Annotated in this window: 16 protein-coding genes; 14 read left to right on the forward strand and 2 right to left on the reverse strand. The window is 67.2% G+C overall.

Features of this window, described 5'->3' with window-relative positions; genetic code table 11:
• Positions 1 to 213 precede the first annotated feature (213 nt).
• From urtA to ureG, 13 genes are all read left to right on the forward strand, one after another.
• Positions 214 to 1,470, forward strand: a complete 1,257-nt coding sequence (gene urtA / locus DFLDMN_RS00265; RefSeq protein ID WP_423196541.1) for an urea ABC transporter substrate-binding protein — start codon at positions 214 to 216, stop codon at positions 1,468 to 1,470.
• 216 nt (positions 1,471 to 1,686) lie between these two features.
• Positions 1,687 to 3,336: an urea ABC transporter permease subunit UrtB gene (gene urtB / locus DFLDMN_RS00270; protein WP_423196542.1), complete on the forward strand. Its 1,650-nt coding sequence runs from the start codon at positions 1,687 to 1,689 to the stop codon at positions 3,334 to 3,336.
• Positions 3,336 to 4,541 carry an urea ABC transporter permease subunit UrtC gene (gene urtC / locus DFLDMN_RS00275; protein WP_423198490.1) on the forward strand — a complete coding sequence of 402 codons (1,206 nt, stop codon included), beginning with the start codon at positions 3,336 to 3,338 and terminating at the stop codon, positions 4,539 to 4,541. The genes urtB and urtC overlap by 1 nt, the downstream gene beginning before the upstream one ends.
• The gene (urtD, locus tag DFLDMN_RS00280; protein ID WP_423196543.1) at positions 4,538 to 5,389 is read left to right on the forward strand and encodes an urea ABC transporter ATP-binding protein UrtD; all 852 of its coding nucleotides are present in this window, start codon (positions 4,538 to 4,540) and stop codon (positions 5,387 to 5,389) included. The genes urtC and urtD overlap by 4 nt, the downstream gene beginning before the upstream one ends.
• Before the next feature lie 2 nt (positions 5,390 to 5,391).
• Positions 5,392 to 6,084 (forward strand): urea ABC transporter ATP-binding subunit UrtE, encoded by a 693-nt coding sequence (gene urtE / locus DFLDMN_RS00285; protein ID WP_423196544.1) that lies wholly within the window; start codon positions 5,392 to 5,394, stop codon positions 6,082 to 6,084.
• Between the two features lie 176 nt (positions 6,085 to 6,260).
• Positions 6,261 to 7,217, forward strand: coding sequence for an urease accessory protein UreD (locus tag DFLDMN_RS00290; protein WP_423196545.1), 957 nt, complete (start codon positions 6,261 to 6,263; stop codon positions 7,215 to 7,217).
• Positions 7,218 to 7,263: 46 nt separating this feature from the next.
• On the forward strand, positions 7,264 to 7,566 hold the full coding sequence (locus tag DFLDMN_RS00295; RefSeq protein WP_423196546.1) for an urease subunit gamma: 303 nt from the start codon (positions 7,264 to 7,266) through the stop codon (positions 7,564 to 7,566).
• 52 nt (positions 7,567 to 7,618) lie between these two features.
• Entirely contained in the window at positions 7,619 to 8,266 is a 648-nt protein-coding gene (locus tag DFLDMN_RS00300; protein ID WP_423196547.1) for a HupE/UreJ family protein, read from the forward strand.
• A gap of 22 nt (positions 8,267 to 8,288) precedes the next feature.
• Positions 8,289 to 8,594, forward strand: coding sequence for an urease subunit beta (locus DFLDMN_RS00305; RefSeq protein WP_423196548.1), 306 nt, complete (start codon positions 8,289 to 8,291; stop codon positions 8,592 to 8,594).
• Positions 8,591 to 10,309, forward strand: coding sequence for an urease subunit alpha (ureC, locus tag DFLDMN_RS00310; protein WP_423196549.1), 1,719 nt, complete (start codon positions 8,591 to 8,593; stop codon positions 10,307 to 10,309). The genes DFLDMN_RS00305 and ureC overlap by 4 nt, the downstream gene beginning before the upstream one ends.
• A 12-nt stretch (positions 10,310 to 10,321) precedes the next feature.
• The gene (ureE, locus tag DFLDMN_RS00315) at positions 10,322 to 11,026 is read left to right on the forward strand and encodes an urease accessory protein UreE (protein WP_423196550.1); all 705 of its coding nucleotides are present in this window, start codon (positions 10,322 to 10,324) and stop codon (positions 11,024 to 11,026) included.
• Between the two features lie 19 nt (positions 11,027 to 11,045).
• Positions 11,046 to 11,747 (forward strand): urease accessory protein UreF, encoded by a 702-nt coding sequence (locus tag DFLDMN_RS00320; protein WP_423196551.1) that lies wholly within the window; start codon positions 11,046 to 11,048, stop codon positions 11,745 to 11,747.
• A 13-nt stretch (positions 11,748 to 11,760) separates the two neighbouring features.
• Positions 11,761 to 12,384 carry an urease accessory protein UreG gene (ureG, locus tag DFLDMN_RS00325; protein WP_423196552.1) on the forward strand — a complete coding sequence of 208 codons (624 nt, stop codon included), beginning with the start codon at positions 11,761 to 11,763 and terminating at the stop codon, positions 12,382 to 12,384.
• 113 nt (positions 12,385 to 12,497) lie between these two features.
• Here ureG and DFLDMN_RS00330 read toward each other — a convergent pair whose 3' ends face one another.
• Positions 12,498 to 12,875: a helix-turn-helix domain-containing protein gene (locus tag DFLDMN_RS00330; RefSeq protein WP_423196553.1), complete on the reverse strand. Its 378-nt coding sequence runs from the start codon at positions 12,873 to 12,875 to the stop codon at positions 12,498 to 12,500.
• Between the two features lie 437 nt (positions 12,876 to 13,312).
• Between DFLDMN_RS00330 and DFLDMN_RS00335 the strand changes: the two genes are divergently transcribed.
• Positions 13,313 to 13,990, forward strand: a complete 678-nt coding sequence (locus DFLDMN_RS00335) for a hypothetical protein (RefSeq protein ID WP_423196554.1) — start codon at positions 13,313 to 13,315, stop codon at positions 13,988 to 13,990.
• Between the two features lie 178 nt (positions 13,991 to 14,168).
• Here the strand turns inward: DFLDMN_RS00335 and DFLDMN_RS00340 are convergent, their stop codons facing one another.
• Entirely contained in the window at positions 14,169 to 15,431 is a 1,263-nt protein-coding gene (locus DFLDMN_RS00340; protein WP_423196555.1) for an acyl-CoA dehydrogenase family protein, read from the reverse strand.
• Positions 15,432 to 15,464 lie beyond the last annotated feature (33 nt).

Here is a 15,464-nt window from a genome sequence, read left to right on the forward strand (position 1 = left end):
TCGCTGATGGTGCGCGACACGCCCGTAACCCGCGCCATTCATGCGTCATGCACGGGAACGGTGCGCGTGCGCGCGGCCTGCATTGGCACTGTCGTGGTGCGCGCCCGCGATATCGTCTCACCGGCATCGCTTTTTGCCATGGCATGCTAGTTGCAGAAAAGGCTCCCGGGGTGCGTTAGTCCCTGACCACATACGAACACTGGGAGAGCTGCAATGAAACGACGTGACATGCTGAAGCTGTCGGCGATAGCCGCCGCGGCGATGATCGGTACCAGCCCGCTGGCGATGGCGCAGTCCAAGGAACCGATCAAGGTCGGCATTCTGCATTCGCTGTCCGGCACCATGGCCATTTCCGAGACCTCGCTCAAGGACGTGGCGCTGATGACCATCGACGAGATCAACAAGAGCGGTGGCGTGCTTGGCCGCAAGCTCGAGCCGGTGGTGGTCGATCCCGCGTCGAACTGGCCGCTGTTCGCCGAGAAGGCACGCCAGCTGATCACCAACGACAAGGTGGCCGTGACCTTCGGTTGCTGGACCTCGGTCTCGCGCAAGTCGGTGCTGCCGGTGTACGAGGAACTGAACTCGCTGCTGTTCTACCCGGTCCAGTACGAGGGCGAGGAAATGTCCAAGAACGTGTTCTACACGGGCGCGGCGCCGAACCAGCAGGCCATTCCGGCAGTGGAATACCTGATGAGCAAGGAGGGCGGCGGTGCCAAACGCTTCTTCCTGCTGGGTACGGACTACGTCTACCCGCGCACGACCAACAAGATCCTGCGCGCGTTCCTCAAGAGCAAGGGCGTGGCCGACAAGGACATCGAGGAGGTCTACACGCCGTTCGGTCATAGCGACTACCAGACCATCGTCGCGAATATCAAGAAGTTCTCGCAGGGCGGCAAGACGGCCGTGATCTCGACCATCAACGGCGACTCCAACGTGCCGTTCTACAAGGAACTCGGCAACGCCGGCCTCAAGGCCAAGGACGTGCCGGTGGTGGCCTTCTCGGTGGGTGAGGAAGAACTGCGCGGCATCGATACCAAGCCGCTGGTGGGCCATCTGGCCGCCTGGAACTACTTCATGTCGGTCAAGAACCCCGAGAACGAAGCGTTCAAGAAGCAATGGGCGGCCTGGGTCAAGGCCAACAACCTGCCCGGCGGCGACAAGCGCGTGACCAACGACCCGATGGAAGCCACCTACGTCGGCATCCACATGTGGGCCCAGGCCGTGAAGAAGGCCGGCACCACCAATCCGGACAAGGTGCGTGCCGCGATGTACGGCCAGACCTTCAAGGCGCCGGACGGCTTTACGCTGACCATGGGCGACAACCACCACCTGTACAAGCCGGTGATGATCGGCGAAGTCAAGGCCGACGGCCAGTTCAACGTGGTGTGGAAGACCGCTAAGCCGATCCGCGCGCAACCGTGGAGCCCGTTCATCTCCGGCAACGAAGGCAAGCCGGACAAGGTGATGTAAGGCCAGTCTGCCTGCGCCGTTTTACCCCTCGTGCCCGCGCTGCGCGGGTGTGAGGCGGGGAGCGGGTGCGAGCGGACCGGGCGACTGCGCCCGCCCCGACGCCCATGCCGGTTCCCCAACCCCTCTGCCGCGATGCGGCCGAGGGGCCAGCACACGCGGTTCTCCAAACCAGCCAAGACGCGATCGATCGCGCCATACCAAGACTCCGCCAGCCTTATGCCTCGTCCCAATTCCCGCTCATGGCTCAGCGCCATACTGGCTGCCTTGTGGCTCGCAGTCGCGCCGCTGTGGGCTGCGCCACTGTGGGCTGCGTCACTGACGCAGGCCGATCTGAAGCCGCTCGCCGGCGACGATTTCGACGCCAAGACCGCCGCGCTCGACGCGCTCGCGCGGGCGCCCGCCACACAAGCTGCCCCGATTCTGAAGGCGTTGCAGGACGATGCGCTGCAATACGCGCCGTCGGTCGGCATGGTGCGCCAGGAGGGCGACCGGACCGTCGACGCCATCACCGGCCAGCCGGTGACCGTCAAGGCCGATGAACTCGAATCGCTGACCCTCAACAACAGCCTGCGCACCATCGTGGACAGCGCGGCCAGCAGCCTGCAGTTGCAGTCGCCCGATATCGCCGTGCGCCGGCAGGCCATCGACACCTTGTTCGATGCCCCCGAGAACGCGTCGCGCGAGGCAGTGGAAGCGGCCCGCAAGGCCGAGGCCGATGCCGGTCTGCGCGCGCGGCTCGACGTGATCTGGGCCAATACCGTGCTGGCGCAGGGCACCGATGCCAGTCGCGAGACGCGCCTGGAGGCGATCCGCATTCTCGGTGCCGACAGCAATCCGCAAAGCCGCCAGAAGCTGGCGCCGCTGGTCGAGCGCGATGAAGCCGGCAAGTATCGCGAGCCCGATACCGAAGTGCGCGTGGCCGCGCAGCAGGCCATCGACACCTTGCGCAGCGATCAGCGCCGCGCCGACCTGGTCGGCAACCTGTTTGCCGGCCTGAGCCTCGGCAGCGTGCTGCTGCTCGCCGCGCTGGGTCTGGCCATCACCTATGGACTGATCGGCGTCATCAATATGGCGCACGGCGAATTCCTGATGATCGGGGCCTATGCCACATACGTGGTGCAGACGCTGTTCCGCGCCTATGCGCCGCAGGCGTTCGACTGGTACCTGCTGGCCGCGCTGCCGGTGTCGTTCCTCGCCGCGGGCCTGGTCGGCTTTGCGCTGGAGCGCATCGTGCTGCGTCATCTGTACGGCCGCCCGCTGGAGACGCTGCTGGCAACCTTCGGCGTGAGCCTGCTGATGATGCAGGCGGTGCGCACGATCTTCGGCGCGCAGAACGTGGAGGTGGCCAACCCGGCCTGGATGAGCGGCGGCATGGAATGGCTGCCGGGCCTCGTGATTCCGTACAACCGCATCATCATCATCGTGTTTGCGCTGGCGGTGGTGGCGATCGCCTGGGGCGTGCTCAACCGCACGCGGCTTGGCCTGTTCGTACGCGCCACCACGCAGAACCGCACCATGGCGGCCTGCGTGGGCGTGCGCACGTGGAAGGTGGACAGCTACGCCTTCGCGTTCGGCGCGGGCATCGCCGGGCTCGGCGGCTGCGCGCTGTCGCAGATCGGCAATGTCGGTCCCGACCTCGGACAGGCGTACATCATCGATTCCTTCATGGTGGTGGTGCTCGGCGGTGTGGGCCAGCTGGCCGGCACCATCGTCGGGGCCTTCGGCCTCGGCATCATCAACAAGTTCATCGAGCCGTTCTACGGCGCGGTGCTGGCCAAGATCTTCGTCCTGGTGCTGATCGTCCTCTTCATCCAGAAGCGGCCGCAGGGACTTTTCGCGCTCAAGGGGCGCAGCGCGGAGGCATGATGACGAGCTTTCGATCCAACTCCTCGGGCGGCGCACCGTTCCGCCTTGCGGTGCCGGAGCGGCAGCCGCTGTTCTCGCGGCGCGCATGGGCGGCCCTGGTGGCGCTCACGCTGGTCATCGCCATCGGCGTGCCGGTCTGTGCGTTGCTGCTGCCGCCGGGCCATCCGCTCCACCTGTCGGCGTACGGGCTGACGCTGGTCGGCAAGATCATGTGCTTCGCGCTGGCCGCCATCGCGCTGGACCTGGTGTGGGGCTACTGCGGCATCCTGAGCCTTGGCCATGGCCTGTTCTTCGCGCTGGGCGGCTATGCGATGGGCATGTACCTGATGCGCGCCATCGGCCGCGAAGGCGTTTACAAGAGCGATCTGCCCGATTTCATGGTGTTCCTCGACTGGAAGGAACTGCCGTGGTTCTGGCACGGAACCGAGCACCTGCCGTATGCGTTGCTGCTGGTGGTGCTGGTGCCGGGCGTGCTGGCGTGGCTGTTCGGCTTCTTCGCGTTCCGCTCGCGCATCAAGGGGGTGTACCTGTCGATCATCACGCAAGCCATGACGTATGCGGCGATGCTGCTGTTCTTCCGCAACGAAACCGGGTTTGGCGGCAACAACGGCTTCACCGACTTCAAGCGCATCGCCGGCTTTGCGGTGGCCGCGCCGGAGACGCGCACGGCGCTGTTCGTGCTGACCTTCCTGGCGCTGCTGGGCGGCTTCGTGGCGTGCCGGTACATCGTGACCTCCAAGCTCGGCCGCGTGGTGACCGCGGTGCGCGATGCGGAAATGCGCGTGATGTTCTCCGGCTACAGCCCGCTCGGCTACAAGCTGTTCGTGTGGACCTTCTCGGCGGTGCTGTGCGGCATTGCGGGCGCGCTGTACGTGCCGCAGGTCGGCATCATCAACCCCGGCGAGATGTCGCCGGCCAACTCGATCGAGATGGCCGTATGGGTGGCGGTGGGCGGGCGCGGCACGCTGATCGGGCCGATCGTCGGCGCCTTCCTGGTCAACGGTGCCAAGACCATGTTCACGGCGTACTTTGCCGAGTACTGGCTGTTCCTGCTCGGCGCGATGTTCGTGCTGGTCACGCTGTACCTGCCCGATGGCGTGGTGGGACTGTGGCGACGCCTGCGGGAGCGCCGTACCATCAAGACGGATGTCGCGGCCCCGGACGCGTCCGATGTGCCGGCCGCGCCGGCAGGGAGGGAAGCATGAACGCGGCATTGACCAACGAGCAGGCCGAGAGCGGCGACGCCACCGGCCTCGGCCGGGTGGTGCGGGACCCGGACGTCATCGACACCACGCACGGCCCGATCCTGTACGTGGAGGACCTGACCGTGCAGTTCGACGGCTTTCGCGCGCTCAACAAGCTGTCGCTGTCGATCGACCATGGCGAGCTGCGCTGCGTGATCGGCCCCAACGGCGCGGGCAAGACCACCATGATGGACGTCATCACCGGCAAGACCGGGCCGCGCAATGCCAATGTGAGCGGACGCGTGTTCCTGGGACAGACCATCGACCTCATGCGCATGACCGAGCCGCGCATCGCGCAGGTCGGCATCGGCCGCAAGTTCCAGAAGCCCACCGTGTTTGAACAGCACCAGGTGTGGGAGAACCTCGAACTCGCGATGAAGGCCGACAAGCGCTGGTGGTCGTCGCTGCGCGCGCGGCTGACCGGGGACGGGCATCGCCGCATCGAGGAGACGCTGGCACTGACCGGCCTCGAAGACGAGGCATACCGGCCTGCGGGCCTGCTGTCGCACGGGCAGAAGCAGCGGCTCGAGATCGGCATGCTGCTGATGCAGCAGCCGCAACTGCTGCTGCTCGACGAACCCGTGGCCGGCATGACCGACGAGGAAACCATGCAGCTGGCCAGCCTGCTCAACAGCCTGCGCGGCAGCTGCTCGATGATGGTGGTCGAGCACGACATGGAGTTCGTGGCCGCGCTGGCCGGCGCCACCGGCAAGGTCACGGTGCTCGCCGAAGGCAGCCTGCTGGCCGAGGGCACGCTCGACGCGGTCAAGCGCGACGAACGCGTGATCGAATCCTATCTGGGAAGATAACGATGCTGCAGGTCAATGCACTGAACCAGTACTACGGCGGCAGCCATATTCTGCGCAATGTCGGCTTCGAGGTGCCGCAGGGCAAGCTGACCACGCTGCTCGGCCGCAATGGCGTGGGCAAGAGCACGCTGCTCAAATGCCTGATGGGCGTGGTGCCCACGCGCAGCGGACAGATCAGCTGGGCCGGCGAAGCGCTCGAGAAGAAGAAGCCCTACGAGCGCGTGGCCGCGGGCCTGGCCTATGTGCCGCAGGGCCGCGAGATCTTTCCGCGCCTGACCGTGGAAGAGAACCTCCTGATCGGCGCGGCCGGCCGCAAGGCGCCGGCCGGGGTGCCGGACCGCATCTATCAGCTGTTTCCGGTGCTGCGCACGATGCGCCAGCGCCGCGGCGGCGATCTGTCCGGCGGCCAGCAGCAACAGCTGGCCATCGGCCGCGCGCTGATGAGCGAGCCGCAGTTGCTGATCCTCGACGAGCCGACCGAGGGCATCCAGCCCTCGATCATCCAGGACATCGGTCGCGCGCTGCGGCTGCTGGTCGACGAATTCGGCATGACGGTGCTGCTGGTCGAGCAGTACTACGAATTTGCGCGGCACCTCGCCGACCACTACGTGGTGATGAGCCGCGGCGAGGTGGTGGCGCGCGGGGAGGGTGCGACCATGGAGCAGGACGGCGTGCGCGAGCTGATCGCGGTCTGACGCGACGTTTTGCGGTGCGGCCTCGCGGGCGAGGGCGGTTGCGCGCTATGATGGCCGACATTCATGCCGGCATCCATGGCCGGTGAGCTGGCGCGCGCCGCTGCCGTTGCCCCAGGCCGTCCGTGCCCGTGTTCGTGCCCTTGCCCGTGCCCGTGCCCCGATTGTCAGTGATTGTCATGCGCCATCCCGATTTTCCGTCCTCGCTCGCCCTGCCCGCCACCTGGCAGGCCAGCCTGCGCCTGCGCTTTGCCGTCGCCGCGCCCCCCGCGTCCGCGCACCCCGGCGCCGCCTCGGTTGCTCACACCGGTGTTCGTACCGTGCTGGCCGAACGCCGGCACCAGGGGCCGTTGCTGGTGCAGAAGCCGCTGTATCCCGAGGGGGCAGCGATCTGCCATGCGGTGGTGTTGCACCCGCCCGCGGGCATTGCCGGTGGCGACCGGCTCGATCTCGATATCGAGGTGGGTGCCGGTGCGCATGCCGTGCTGGCCACGCCCGGCGCCACCAAGTGGTATAAGTCGCTCGGCCGCGAAGCCGCGCAGCATGTGCGGCTGAACGTGGCCGCCGGCGCGCGGCTGGACTGGCTGCCGCAGGAGAACATCGTATTCGACGATGCGCGCGCGCGCATTGCCACCGACGTGTGCGTGGCCCCGGGCGGCAGCGCGATCGGCTGGGACGCCGTGGTGCTCGGCCGCCAGGCTTCGGGCGAGCGCTGGTCCAGCGGCGCGCTCTGGCTCGATACGCGCGTCGGCGATGGCGCGCGCGCGCTGTGGATCGAGCAGTCGCACCTCGATGCCGCCTCGCCGCTGCGCGATGCCGTGGCCGGCATGGATGGTCTGCCGGTGCTCGGCACGCTGTGGGCGGTGGGCGAAGGCGCGACGCAGGAACTGGCCGAGCAGCTCGCCGAGACGCTTCCGTATCGGGCCCGCTCGCCCACCCACTCGCGCACCGACCCCCGCACCGACCTGCGCGCCGGCGTGACGTGCCTCGCCGCGCATGGCCAGCGCATGCTGCTGCTGCGGGTGCTGGGCCGCCAGATGGAAGCCGTGCGCCAATTGATGATCGAAAGCTGGACCCGGCTGCGGGTGCCGATGCACGGCGTGCCGGCACGCCCGCTGCGGCTGTGGTCCACCTGATGCCAAGACCACCGATGACCGGACCACAACAAAGGATGACCCGACCATGGAACTGACGCCGCGAGAGAAGGACAAGCTCCTCATCTTTACCGCCGCGCTGCTGGCCGAACGCCGCCGCGCGCGCGGACTCAAGCTCAACTACCCGGAGGCGGTGGCGCTGATTACCGCGGCCATCATGGAAGGCGCGCGCGACGGCCGCACCGTGGCCGAACTGATGCACGAAGGTACCACCGTGCTGACGCGCGCCGACGTCATGGACGGCGTGGCCGAGATGATCCCCGAGATCCAGGTGGAGGCCACGTTTCCCGACGGCACCAAGCTCGTCACCGTCCACCATCCGATCGTCTGACCTCCTGATCCGCACCGTACCGTCCGACCTGAATACCATCATAGGGAAACCCATGCCAACTACCGCAATTACCCGCTGCCGTGCCCTGGCGCTCGGCGCCACGCTGTCGCTGACCGCCGCCACCGCCTTTGCCCACCCGGGGCACGAGGCCACCACCGTGCTCGGCAGTTTCTGGGGCGGGCTGCTGCATCCGCTGACCGGCGCCGACCATCTGCTGGCGATGGCGTCGGTGGGCGTCTGGAGTGCGCTGTCGACGCACGGTCAGGCCGCGCGCTTCGCGCCGGGCGCGCCCCGGCCGGGCGTGGCGCAGTTGCTGCGCCTGCCGCTCGCCTTCGTGGTGCTGATGCTGGTGGGTGCCGCGCTCGGCATGGCAGGCATGGCGCTGCCCGCGGTGGAGCCGATGATCGCCACGTCGCTGCTCGTGATCGGCCTGCTGGTAGCGCTGCGCGCGCAATTGCCGGCGGCGGCGGGCATGGCCATCGTGGGCGGCTTTGCGCTGTTCCACGGCTATGCGCATGGCACCGAGCTGCCGGCCTCGGCGCCGGTCATGGCGTATGTGGGGGGCTTTGCGCTGGCGACCATGACGCTGCATTGCCTTGGCCTCGGTGCCGGCCTGCTGCTGCGTCGCCGCGTGAGCTGGCTCGCGCGTGCGGCCGGCGCCGGCGTGGCGCTCTACGGCGTTGGCCTGCTGGTGGCTTGAATCCCCCGAGAGGAGCATCGCGATGATTCCCGGTGAACTGATGCCGCAGGACGGCGAGATCGAACTCAATGTGGGCCGCGCCACCGTCAGCGTGACGGTGGCCAATACCGGCGACCGCCCGGTGCAGGTGGGCTCGCACTTCCACTTCTACGAGACCAATGCCGCGCTCGCGTTCGATCGCGCTGCCACGCGCGGCTTTCGCCTCAATATCGCGGCCGGCACCGCGGTGCGCTTCGAGCCGGGGCAGAGCCGCACGGTCGAGCTGGTCGCGCTCGATGGCGACCGCATCGTGTACGGCTTCAACGGCAAGATCATGGGAGCGCTGTGATGGTGAAAATCTCCAGGCAGGCCTATGCCGAGATGTTCGGCCCGACCACCGGCGACCGCGTGCGGCTGGCCGACACCGGGCTGGTGATCGAGGTCGAGCGCGACTACACGATCTACGGCGAGGAAGTGAAGTTCGGCGGCGGCAAGGTGATTCGCGACGGCATGGGGCAAAGCCAGCGCATGTCGAAGGATTGCGTCGATACCGTCATCACCAACGCGCTGATCGTCGATCACTGGGGCATCGTCAAGGCCGATATCGGCCTCAAGGGCGGGCGCATCGCGGCGATCGGCAAGGCCGGCAATCCGGACATCCAGCCGGGTGTGACCATCGTGGTCGGGCCGGGCACGGAGGTGATTGCCGGTGAAGGCATGATCGTGACCGCCGGCGGCATCGATACCCACATCCACTTCATCTGTCCGCAGCAGATCGAGGAAGCGCTGATGAGCGGCGTGACCACCATGATCGGCGGCGGCACCGGTCCGGCCACGGGCACCTATGCCACCACCGTCACGCCGGGGCCGTGGTACATGGAGCGCATGCTGCAGGCGGCCGACGCGTATCCGATGAATATCGGCTTTCTCGGCAAGGGCAACGCCAGCCAGGCCGCACCGCTCACCGAGCAGATCGAAGCCGGCGCGATCGGCCTCAAGCTGCACGAGGACTGGGGCACCACCCCGCAGGCCATCGATACCTGCCTGGGCGTGGCCGACGCCACCGACACGCAGGTGGCGATCCATACCGATACGCTCAATGAAGGCGGCTTCGTCGAGGCCACCATCGCCGCGTTCAAGGGCCGCACCATCCATACCTATCACACCGAGGGTGCCGGCGGCGGCCATGCGCCGGACATCATCAAGGTATGCGGCGAGGCCAACGTGCTGCCGTCGTCGACCAACCCGACGCGGCCGTACACGGTCAATACGCTCGACGAGCACCTGGACATGCTGATGGTCTGCCATCACCTCGATCCGGCCATCGCCGAGGACATCGCGTTCGCGGAGTCGCGCATCCGGCGCGAGACCATCGCGGCCGAGGACATCCTGCACGACCTGGGCGCGTTCTCGATGATCTCGAGCGACTCACAGGCAATGGGCCGCGTGGGCGAGGTCATCATCCGCACCTGGCAGACCGCGCACAAGATGGCCGCGCAGCGCGGCAAACTGCCTGGCGATCCCGACGATGCGCGCGGCGGCCACGACAACTTCCGCGTGCGGCGCTACATCGCCAAGTACACCATCAACCCGGCGCTCACGCATGGCATCGCGCACGAGGTAGGCTCGATCGAGGTCGGCAAGTGGGCGGACCTGGTGCTGTGGAAGCCGGCGTTCTTCGGCATCAAGCCGAGTCTGATCCTCAAGGGCGGCATGATCGCGGCGGCGGCCATGGGCGATCCCAATGCCTCGATCCCGACGCCGCAGCCGGTACACTACCGCCCGATGTTCGCCTCGGCCGGCGGCGCACTGCCGCGCTCGTCGCTGACCTTCGTCTCGCAGGCCGCGCTGACGGCGGACGTGGGCGCGCGCTATGGCCTGGCCAAGACGCTCGCGGCGGTGCGCGGCACGCGTACGGTGTCCAAGCGCGACATGGTTCACAATGACTGGCAACCGCACGTGACCGTCGACCCCGAGACCTACCAGGTGGTGGCCGACGGGCAGCTGCTGATGTGCGAGCCCGCGACCGTGCTGCCGATGGCGCAACGCTATTTCCTGTTCTGAACGCCGTTCATCGTGATCAAGATCGATAAACATCTCCCCGCGCCGCATGGCATCGCGCCCGTATTGGTGAAACGCGCGGCCAGGCTGGTGCTGCCCTTCGGCGCACGCAGCAAGAGCCGCCTGCGGGCGGCGCTCGACGATGGCAGCGAGGTAGCGCTGTTCCTGCCGCGCGGCACCGTGCTGCGTGGCGGCGATCTGCTGGTGACCGAGACCGGCGCGTTCGTCGAGGTGCAGGCCGCGGCCGAGTCGGTGCTGCAGGTGACGTCGGACGACGCGCGCACGCTGATGCGCGCCGCCTACCACCTCGGCAACCGCCATACGCCGGTGGAAGTGGGGCGCGACTATCTGCGCCTCGAATTCGACCCGGTGCTGGCGGACATGCTGGTCCGGCTGGGCGTGCGCGTGGCACGGGCCGAGCTGCCGTTCGAGCCCGAGGCGGGCGCTTATGGCGGTGGGCACAAGCACGGCCACGACGCGACGTTCGCGGAAGACTATGCGGCCGCGCAGGCGGTATTCCACGACCATCACGGGCACGATCACGATCACGATCACGGCCACGGCCACGGCCACGGCCACGGCCACGGCCACGGCCACGCGCATGGTCAAGGACACGACCACGCGCACGATCACGATCACACGTGCGGCCATGACCACGGCGATGCGCATGACCACGGCCATGCACACCGGCACGGCCACCCGCATCGTTCCCGCGACTGATCATTCCCTGGACCGAGGCATGTCCCAACTCCCGCAGCTGATCTCGCTGCTCCACCTCGCCTCGCCGGCCTTGCCGATCGGCGGCTTCAGCTATTCGCAGGGCCTGGAAGCCGCCATCGACTGCGGCCTGGTGCACGATGGCGCCAGTGCGGAACGCTGGATCAGTGACAATCTCGTCCATGTGCAGGCGCAATGCGAGGCGCCGGTCTGGCTATTGCTGCATCGGGCGTGGCGCGCGCGCGACATTGCCGTGCTGCGCGAGTGGAACGACTGGTTCCACGCCACGCGCGAGACCGCCGAATTGCGGCTCGAAACCGAGCAGATGGGATGGTCGCTGGCACGCCTGATCGCGCAGATGACATGGGGCGACGAGGCCCTGCGCGACGCGCTCGCGCAGCTGTCGCAGGATGCGCCCGTCTGCCTGCCGACCGCGTTTGCGGCGGCCTGCGTCGCACTCGGCATCGATGCGCGCGAGGGGCTGGCCGCGTATGCGTTCAACTGGGCCGAAAACCAGGTGGCTGCCGCCATCAAGGCGGTGCCGCTGGGCCAGGTGGCGGGGCAGCATATCCTGCGCGCACTGCATGCGCCGGTGGCGGCCCTGGTCGACGAGGCCATGCACCGCGCCGCGGCCGAGCCGCCGCGGCTTTCCACGTTTTCACCGCTGCTGGGGCTGTTGTCGTCGCGACACGAGACGCAGTACTCGCGGCTGTTCCGTTCCTGAACCGATCTCGATCATGACCCGTACCAAGAAGAATCCTCCGCTGCGCGTCGGCGTGGGCGGCCCCGTCGGCTCCGGCAAGACCACGCTGCTGGAGATGCTGTGCAAGGCCATGCGCGACCGCTATGACCTGGTAGCCATCACCAACGATATCTACACCAAGGAAGACCAGCGCCTGCTGACGATTTCCGGGGCGCTGCCGGCCGAGCGCATCATGGGAGTGGAGACGGGCGGGTGCCCGCATACGGCGATTCGCGAGGACGCCTCGATCAACCTGGAGGCCGTTGATCGCATGCTGGCGAAGTTTCCCGATGCCGATGTGGTGTTCATCGAGTCCGGCGGCGACAATCTCGCCGCGACCTTCAGCCCGGAATTGTCCGACCTGACGATCTACGTGATCGACGTGGCGGGCGGCGAAAAGATTCCGCGCAAGGGCGGGCCGGGCATCACCAAGTCGGACCTGCTGGTGGTCAACAAGACCGACCTCGCGCCCTACGTGGGCGCGTCGCTCGAGATCATGGAGAGCGATACCCGCAAGATGCGCGGCGAGCGGCCGTTCGTGATGGGCAGCGTGAAGTCGGGGCAGGGCCTCGCGGACATCGTCGCGTTCATCGAGCGGCAGGGGATGCTCGGCATCTGACGTGCCGACGGCACCTCGGTGCCGTCGGCAGTCCGGGTGGCCTCAGCGGCCTTAGCGGCCTTAGCGGCCTTAGCGGCCTCGGCGGCCGCGGTGCGGACAGCGCGCGTGTACCGTCAGCGCACGTTCTTCTTGGCGAGTGCGCGCGCCACGGAGGCCACCACGTCCTGCTCCGAATCGTCGAGCGCGGCCATGTATCGCAGCGTGGCCTGTACCGCCGGAGAGGACCCGGGGTCGAACGGGGAACGCGGCTCGTCCACGGCGGACTCGTCCACGTGCTTGGCAAAATCGAGCATCTCCGGCGGGGCCACCCCGAGGGTGTCTGCCAGCGTGCAGATGTTGTAGAGCGCAACATTCCGCGTGCCACGCTCGATGCCGCTGAGGTACGATCGCGCCAGGCCGCTTTCCAGCGACAGCGCTTCCTGCGACCATCCGCGTTGTTTGCGCAACCACGTCAGATGTCGACCGAACAGCTTGAGAGGATCGCCAGTCATGAGCCTTTGTGGATTTTAAGTCGCTCAGAGACTAAGGGTTTGACCTGACCGTCACGACAACTTATAGTTCAACGTTCTATCGGTGCCAGATCCGCATCACAAGGGATGCTCTCGTCACGGGAGCGGCTCGATGGCATGACCGGACGGTGACAAAAACCGTGCCGAAACGGGGCTAGCGCGCGACTGTATCGCTGGGGTGGCATTGCCGCAGGACTGCAACCGGGTCTGCGACTCGTTGGTCTGCATCGTTGGCCTTCAACGTTGGCCTGCATCGTTGGCCTTCAACGTCGGCCTGCATCGTTGTCGTTCAACGTCGGCCTGCATCGTTGTCGTTCAACGTTGTCGTTCAACGTTTCCACCAGAAGTTTCCACACCAGCCCGACTTCGCGCATTCCGGGACCCATCGCGTCCCAGCCGCTCTGTTTGTGGGAATGCCAATGCAGATCTTCTCGCTGTTCGATGCCCAGATGCATGGGGCCACGGCCTCGCCGGACACCACCTTTCTTACGCCTTCCGTCCCACCCGCCTTTACTTCCGGTCTGCGGATCGGGTTCCAGCTTCGCATCATCCCGGCAAGTGCCTCGCTCGGCAATACCTGCGACTATGTTTTTCTGCGTGCCGGTGAAACCCAACCGGCATTCAGTATGAATTCCGGGCGTACCGAATGGTGGGCATGCCTGCGCGGTGGTCTCTGCATTCGCGAGGCCGGGCGCGAGGTCGCCTTGCTGGGTGGCGGCGATGTCTTCGAACCCGCGCCCGGCCGCGGCCTCGAACTGCAGGCGCTGCTGGAAAGCGTGCTGGTGCGCGTGGTGGCCGATCTCGCGGCGCCGTGCGGGCCCGGCGAATGCGCGCTGATCGATGTGGGGGAGGGCGACTGGGCGCGGCACCAGCACGCGCAGTCGGTGCGCTGGGCGGTGTGCTATCGCGGCACACTCAAGCTGCAATGGCGTCCCGAGCGTGACGACAGCCAGGCCCATATCGCCTATATGCATCCGGGCACCGCATTCGCGCCCGATCCGCGCGATGTCTTTACGCTGGAGGCACTGCTGCCCGCGGGCGGCCTGCTGTGTTGCGTGTCGCGGAGCAACGCGCCGCGGGATGCCGCGCAGGGGTAGCGTGCCGCGGCGCGGCGCCGTCGATACGGCGGGGCGCCGCACCACAGCGCACCCCACCACACCGCACCACACCATGCCGCACCCCACCCCACCACCTTGCGCGCGCCTTGCCGTGCCCCAGCGCGTGGCGCGGCCCGCGCGGCCGCGCCGCTGAGCTTACCGCGCCTCCGCTGCCGCCTTACGAACCACGCGTGACCGGCATCCGGATCTCGTCCGGATTCACGCTCATATGCTTGGCCAGCTCCAGCTTGGCGATGGCATTGCGGTGGACTTCGTCCGGGCCATCGGCAAAGCGCAGCGTGCGCTGGTGCGCCCACCAGTTGGCGAGCGGGAAGTCGCTCGACACGCCGGCCGCGCCATGCACCTGCATGGCCCAGTCGATCACGCGCAGTGCCGTGTTGGGCGCCACCACCTTGATCATCGCGATCTCGGCCTTGGCCACCTTGTTGCCCACCGTGTCCATCATGTAGGCGGCCTTGAGCGTGAGCAGGCGCGCCATCTCGATATCGCAGCGCGCTTCCGCGATGCGTTCCTGCGTCACGCCCTGGCGTGCGATCTCCTTGCCAAAGGCCACGCGCGACAGCGCGCGCTTGCACAGCAGCTCCAGCGCGCGCTCGGCCACGCCGATGCTGCGCATGCAGTGGTGGATGCGCCCCGGGCCGAGGCGGCCCTGCGCGATCTCGAAGCCACGACCTTCGCCCAGCAGCATATTGGCGGCCGGCACGCGTACGTCCTTGAGTTCGATCTCCATATGGCCGTGCGGGGCGTCGTCATAACCGAACACCGGCAGAAAGCGCTTGATGGTGATGCCAGGGGTGTCGGCCGGCACCACGATCATGGACTGCTGCTCGTGGCGGCCCGCGTCGGGATTGGTCTTGCCCATCACGATATAGATCTTGCAGCGCGGATCGCCGGCGCCCGACGACCACCACTTGGTGCCGTTGATCACGTAGTGATCGCCGTCGCGCTCGATGCGGCAACGGATATTGGTGGCGTCGGACGAAGCCACGTCGGGTTCGGTCATCAGGAATGCGGAACGGATCTCGCCGCGCAGCAGCGGCTCCAGCCACTGGTCCTTGAGCGCCTCCGAGGCATAGCGCTCCAGCGTTTCCATATTGCCGGTGTCGGGCGCCGAGCAGTTGAACACCTCGGCCGACCACGGGGCCCGGCCCATGATTTCGCACAGCGGCGCGTATTCGAGGTTGGACAGCCCTTCCGGCGCACGCTGCGAGCGCGGCAGGAACAGGTTCCACAGCCCGGCCTCCCGCGCCAGCGGCTTCAGGTCCTCGACCACGCGCGTCGGCACCCATGCGTTGCCGGCTTCGCGGTTGGCCTGGATTTCCGCATAGAACTTCTTTTCGTTCGGGTAGATGTGCGCGTCAAAGAAGGCCAGCAGCCTGGCCTGCATGTCCTTGACCTTCTGCGAGTATTCGAAATCCATGGAGTCTCCTTGTGTGGCATGGGAGGCGGCGGC

Source organism: Cupriavidus sp. H19C3 (assembly GCF_049393815.1).
In the GTDB taxonomy this organism is placed as follows: Bacteria; Pseudomonadota; Gammaproteobacteria; order Burkholderiales; family Burkholderiaceae; genus Cupriavidus.

Bases quoted from the DNA above. Each gene is read 5' to 3' on its own strand.
- urtA (WP_423196541.1), top strand. From the start codon at position 214: ATGAAACGACGTGACATGCTGAAGCTGTCGGCGATAGCCGCCGCGGCG.
- urtB (WP_423196542.1), top strand. From the start codon at position 1,687: ATGCCTCGTCCCAATTCCCGCTCATGGCTCAGCGCCATACTGGCTGCC.
- urtC (WP_423198490.1), top strand. From the start codon at position 3,336: ATGACGAGCTTTCGATCCAACTCCTCGGGCGGCGCACCGTTCCGCCTT.
- urtD (WP_423196543.1), top strand. From the start codon at position 4,538: ATGAACGCGGCATTGACCAACGAGCAGGCCGAGAGCGGCGACGCCACC.
- urtE (WP_423196544.1), top strand. From the start codon at position 5,392: ATGCTGCAGGTCAATGCACTGAACCAGTACTACGGCGGCAGCCATATT.
- DFLDMN_RS00290 (WP_423196545.1), top strand. From the start codon at position 6,261: ATGCGCCATCCCGATTTTCCGTCCTCGCTCGCCCTGCCCGCCACCTGG.
- DFLDMN_RS00295 (WP_423196546.1), top strand. From the start codon at position 7,264: ATGGAACTGACGCCGCGAGAGAAGGACAAGCTCCTCATCTTTACCGCC.
- DFLDMN_RS00300 (WP_423196547.1), top strand. From the start codon at position 7,619: ATGCCAACTACCGCAATTACCCGCTGCCGTGCCCTGGCGCTCGGCGCC.
- DFLDMN_RS00305 (WP_423196548.1), top strand. From the start codon at position 8,289: ATGATTCCCGGTGAACTGATGCCGCAGGACGGCGAGATCGAACTCAAT.
- DFLDMN_RS00320 (WP_423196551.1), top strand. From the start codon at position 11,046: ATGTCCCAACTCCCGCAGCTGATCTCGCTGCTCCACCTCGCCTCGCCG.
- ureG (WP_423196552.1), top strand. From the start codon at position 11,761: ATGACCCGTACCAAGAAGAATCCTCCGCTGCGCGTCGGCGTGGGCGGC.
- DFLDMN_RS00330 (WP_423196553.1), bottom strand. From the start codon at position 12,875: ATGACTGGCGATCCTCTCAAGCTGTTCGGTCGACATCTGACGTGGTTG.
- DFLDMN_RS00335 (WP_423196554.1), top strand. From the start codon at position 13,313: ATGCAGATCTTCTCGCTGTTCGATGCCCAGATGCATGGGGCCACGGCC.
- DFLDMN_RS00340 (WP_423196555.1), bottom strand. From the start codon at position 15,431: ATGGATTTCGAATACTCGCAGAAGGTCAAGGACATGCAGGCCAGGCTG.